Below are 4,780 nucleotides of genomic sequence, written 5' to 3'. Positions count from 1 at the left end.
CGGCGTCGGGAACAAACCGGAGACGTTGGGTTTGATGATGTTCAACCCGACGTAGTAATAGATGGGGATGGCGGGCAACTCGTCGGCCCAAATCGATTCGGCTTCGGCCAGCAATTCCATGCGTTTGACTTTGTCGGATTCGGATGCCGCGAGAGAGAGCAACTCGTCGTAGCGTGGGTTGTCCCAAGCGGTGTTGTTCTGCGGGCTCTTGCTGAGGAACAGGTCCAGGAACGTGTTGGGATCGGGGTAGTCGCCGTTCCAGGCGGCTCGAGAGATGTCGTACTTCTGTTGCTGGCGTTTATCCAGGAAGCTGCCCCATTCCATGTTCTGGAGGTCAGCTTTGATGTTGAGTTTGTTCTGCCACTTTTGCTGGATGACTTCTGCGATCGCCCTATGACTCTCGCTGGTGTTGTAAAGGATCGTGAACTTGGGGAATCCTCGCCCGCCGGGATAGCCCGCTTCGGCGAGCAGTTGCTTGGCTTCTTCGAGTGACCCGCGGTTGCCTTGGGCGGGCGTGTAGCCGGCGATCCCAGGCGGCACCAATGCAAAGGCAGGTTGTTGGCCCGCCTTGGTGACTTCACGGACGATTTGTTCGCGATTGATCGCCATCGACAGAGCTTTGCGAACTCGCACGTCATTCAGTGGCGGACGTTTGGTGTTCAGTTCGTAGTAGTACACCGACAGGTACGGCGCGGCATGATAGTCCTCGCGTTTCTTGAGTTCTTCGATCAGGGTGACGGGCGGGTCGGTGACCCAATCCAGTTCACCGGTTTCGTACATGTTGAGAGCCGTGTTTTGGCTTTCGATGGAAAGAGCATCGATCGATTCGATTCCAACCGTGTCGGCGTCGTACCAACGTTCGTCTTTGACCAAGCGAACGCGGTCACGGAGTTTCCGCAAGCCGACCTTGTAGGGGCCGCAGGTGACGATGTTTTCGGGCCGCGTCCACATCGGTTTGCCATGTTCTTCGATGCAGTGACGAGGCACCGGGAACAACGGGTAGTAAGCGGTCAGGTTTGGAAAATACGGAAGCGGATCATGCAGGTGCACGATCAACGTGTTTGGGTCGGGAGCTTCGACGCCGCCAAGTTGGTCGAACGCGACCAGCACATTGTGGGCTCGCTGCGTGTCTTCCTTGGCCAGGGGCGTTTGCAAGTTCTTGGTGTAGGTGACCGTTTCCGTGACGTCGTCCCAGAGGATTTCGTCGCCGTCTTTGCGGGCCAGGTCGACGGTGTACAGCCATTCGGATTGCCAATCCGCAGTGGCCTTGGATTTTTCCTCTTTCGAGGCGTCGTCCGGGAGGTTGGGCTGGGGCGGTTTCTCCAGCGCCTTCAGGGTGCCGTGAACGATCGTGCCACGGGGGAATGTTTGCGGTGCCGGTTCGCTGTTGATGGTTTCACCCGGACGGTCCCACAATTCAACTTCGACTTTGTCTCCAGGTTGGACTTCGCCGGTTGCGTAGGCTTCGGCGTTTTGAACGCCAAAGAGTTGAAAGTTGTATTCGCACGCGGTTTCTGGATGCAGCATTCGCGTCCAGGACCAAACGAAGTCCGCCGAGGTGATTGGCACCCCGTCGCTCCAAGTCACATCGTCCCGCAAGTGGAACGTGTAAGTCATGTTGTCCGGCGAGACTTCGTAAGACTTCGCGATGCCCGGTTGCGGCGTCATTGGCTGGACGCCGGTTTCCGGATCGGGATCGCCTTCGGGCAACTCTTCCAGCAATCCTGTGAAGATGTTGAACAGGATCCGGCTCTCGGGTTGGCCGGTCGCTCGGTGCGGGTCGAGCGTTTTGGGATCGGTGCCGTTCTGAAAGCTGAAATCAGCCGGCGGCATCGCATCAAATCGAGACGCCCAGATCAGGGACACCATCACCACGATGGCAGCCAAAACCATAAACGCTCGACGAAGTTCCAAAGGCATGGCGGAAAATCAGGAGGGAGGGAAACAGGGCAACGGCTACATGTTTCGTCTTCGATGCATTGGACAAACTTTGGGTAGTCTATCGCAATACGGACGCCACTGCGTTGCACAACCATTCCATCCGCGACTCATTCATGCCAGCGACGTTGATTCTGCCACTGCCCACCAAATACACGCCATGTTCACTGCGCAATTGGTCAACTTGCATCGGTGACAAACCGCTGAATGAGAACATGCCTTTCTGATTCAGCAGGAATGAGAAGTCCTCATCGACGCCTGTGGCGGCCATTCCATCGACAAATTGTTTTCGCAGCGAAGCGATCCGAGTTCGCATTTCAGCGAGTTCTTCGTGCCACATTTGAGTCAGTCCTGCGTCGGCCAGCACAGTGGCCACGATTGCACCGCCGTGGCGGGGTGGGTTGCTGTAGTTGGCCCGGACGACTCGTTTGAGTTGGCTGAGAGCGGCCTTGGTCGTGTCGGCTGATCCAGACACCAAGCACGCTGTTCCGACTCGCTCGCTGTACAAGCCAAAGTTCTTGCTGAACGACGAGCACACGATGGCTTCGTCGACGTGACGCAGCACCGTTCGAACTCCCTCCGCGTCTTCGTTGAGTCCTTCGCCAAAGCCTTGGTAGGCGAAGTCCAACAGCGGGATCAGTTTCTTTTCCGCCACGACGCTGGCGATTTGTTCCCATTGTTGCGGTGTTGGGTCGACTCCGGTTGGATTGTGACAACAAGCGTGCAACAGGACCGCGTCGCCAGCCTTGGTTTTCGATTTCAGGTCTTCGATCAATGCGTCGAAGTCCAGCGTCTTTTTGTCCGATGCCAGGTAGGAATACGTTTCCACGGGCAACCCGGCCGCAGCCATGATCGCGTTGTGGTTGGCCCAGGTCGGCGTGGGCAAGAAAATCCGCAGCGGTCCGCACTGAGTTGCTAGGAATTCCGCGGCCACACGGAGGGCGCCTGTCCCGCCCGGGGTCTGAACGGCCGCCACTCGCTCAGGCGCGATTTGATCGCCGAAAATCAATTTCCGGGCGGCTTCGCGATAGTCCGGCAGCCCATCGATCGAGAGGTAACCCTTGGTCGATTCGGTTTCCAAAAGCCGTTTTTCGGCCTCTTTGACACAGCGAAGCACGGGCGTGGTGCCGGAAGCGTCTTGGTAAACGCCAACCGACAGATTCATCTTGGTTTCGCGTTCATCGGCTTTGAACGCTTCGGTCAAACCCAAAATGGCGTCGGGTGGAGCAATGGAAATGGAGTCGAATCGGTGCACGGGGAAACCGAAGTCTGAGTGAGGGAGGCGGGTGTCGGCGTCACGTCGGGCCGACGGAGTCACGAGAATAACTCCCAGCCCCGATTTCGCCTACACGCGAGAGTTGTGAGTTGCCAGTTCTCCGCCACTCGGTTCTGGACTCCCGGCACTCTATGCTACCTCCCATGCTTGTTTCTCCAGAATCTGATCAAGCCAATCGTCGCTGGGCGGTTGGTGTCTCCGTTTCCTTGGCTTTGCTGATCGGGGGCATTGCGATCGTGCAGCCTTGGGCTCTGGTCGCATTGCCTCTGGTGGGGGTGGCTCATTGGTGGCTGCGACGGCAAACGGTGCGTCGATTGAAAGTCATGGCCTCGCCGTTCCCTGACGTTTGGGAAGCCGCGTTGCAAACGCATGTCGTCTACTACCGCATGCTCGACGAAGGCCAACGCGAGGGATTCCGCAACCGCATGAAGATCTTTCTGGACGAGGTCGCCGTCACAGGGATCCGCACCGAGGTCGATGAAACGACGCGAGCTCTGGTCGGTGCCAGCGCGGTGATCCCAATCATGGGGCTGGAGGACTTCGAGTATTCAGGATTGGGCGAAGTGCTGATCTATCCGGGATCGTTTGGTGCGGATTACCAAACCGAAGGGGATGGCGACAAAAACACGCTCGGGATGATCGGCGTGAATCATCTCAGTGGGGTGATGATTTTGTCCAAGCCGTCATTGCTGGCTGGGTTTTCCAATTCAGGCGACAAACGCAACGTCGGCATTCATGAGTTCGCTCACTTGGTCGACAAAGCCGACGGTGAGGTCGATGGGATTCCCGTGTCAGCTTCCGCGGATGTGACCGAACCCTGGGTGAAATGGGTGGGCGAGGAATTGCAGTCGGAAGGAACGCGTTCAGGGATCGACGATTACGCGTACACGAATGAGGCGGAGTACTTCGCCGTGCTGTCGGAATACTTCTTTGAAAAGCCCGCTCAGTTGCAAGCGAAGAATCCGAAGCTCTACGCGATGCTTCGAAAGATGTATCACCAAGATCCCAAGCGTTTGTTTCGAGGTCGTCGCAAACGCCGCGGGAAAGTTCGCCGCAATGATCCATGCCCCTGCGGCAGCGGCGATAAGTTCAAACACTGCTGCCGCCGTAAGACCATGCGAGGCTTGCCCGCCAAACCGTAGGCCAGGTTCCACCTGGCGATCGTTCTTCGTCGACAGGCACCGCACTCGCAAGGGCATTCAAGGACGCCTCGCTTTATTCCCAAGCATCGGCGAGGTCGCCAGGTGGTACCAGGCCTACGTTGGATGATTTCCCGGAGGGATGCTGAATTGTCAGCAGAGTCGAAGATTTGCCCTCCAATGTTTGCGTGTTTGGTCGCCGTCGTCGAGCGGCGTGAAGCGAGCGGATTGACGCTGACTCTGGGGCTATTTTTGTTCCGACGTGGCTGCCAGGCCATTGCTCACATTGAGTCGTCAGCGGCGTTCGTCATTCGTAGGCCCGGGGCCACCGGGGGTTGGTGCTTTGGCGGGGGGGGGGGGGGGGGGGGGGCGGGGGGGTGGTGGCCCCCGCCGGGTCCCAACGAAACGGGAGGGAGCCCGCGGGTAA

3 protein-coding genes are annotated in these 4,780 nt (G+C 58.0%); 1 reads left to right on the top strand and 2 read right to left on the bottom strand.

The window, feature by feature from the left end:
- Both ACF8AM_RS14720 and ACF8AM_RS14715 read right to left on the bottom strand, forming a co-directional pair.
- A partial coding sequence (locus ACF8AM_RS14720; protein ID WP_392556362.1) for a peptide ABC transporter substrate-binding protein occupies positions 1 to 1,920 on the bottom strand: 1,920 nt, incomplete at its 3' end.
- Positions 1,921 to 1,999: 79 nt separating this feature from the next.
- On the bottom strand, positions 2,000 to 3,193 hold the full coding sequence (locus ACF8AM_RS14715) for an amino acid aminotransferase (protein ID WP_392556361.1): 1,194 nt from the start codon (positions 3,191 to 3,193) through the stop codon (positions 2,000 to 2,002).
- Positions 3,194 to 3,357: 164 nt separating this feature from the next.
- Between ACF8AM_RS14715 and ACF8AM_RS14710 the strand changes: the two genes are divergently transcribed.
- Positions 3,358 to 4,356, top strand: a complete 999-nt coding sequence (locus ACF8AM_RS14710; protein ID WP_392556360.1) for a zinc-dependent peptidase — start codon at positions 3,358 to 3,360, stop codon at positions 4,354 to 4,356.
- Positions 4,357 to 4,780 lie beyond the last annotated feature (424 nt).

Source organism: Rhodopirellula sp. JB055 (assembly GCF_043100905.1).
Taxonomy (GTDB): Bacteria; Planctomycetota; Planctomycetia; order Pirellulales; family Pirellulaceae; genus Rhodopirellula.
The sequence above is the reverse complement of the archived record's forward strand: the minus strand, read 5'-3'. Positions and strand labels throughout refer to the sequence as shown.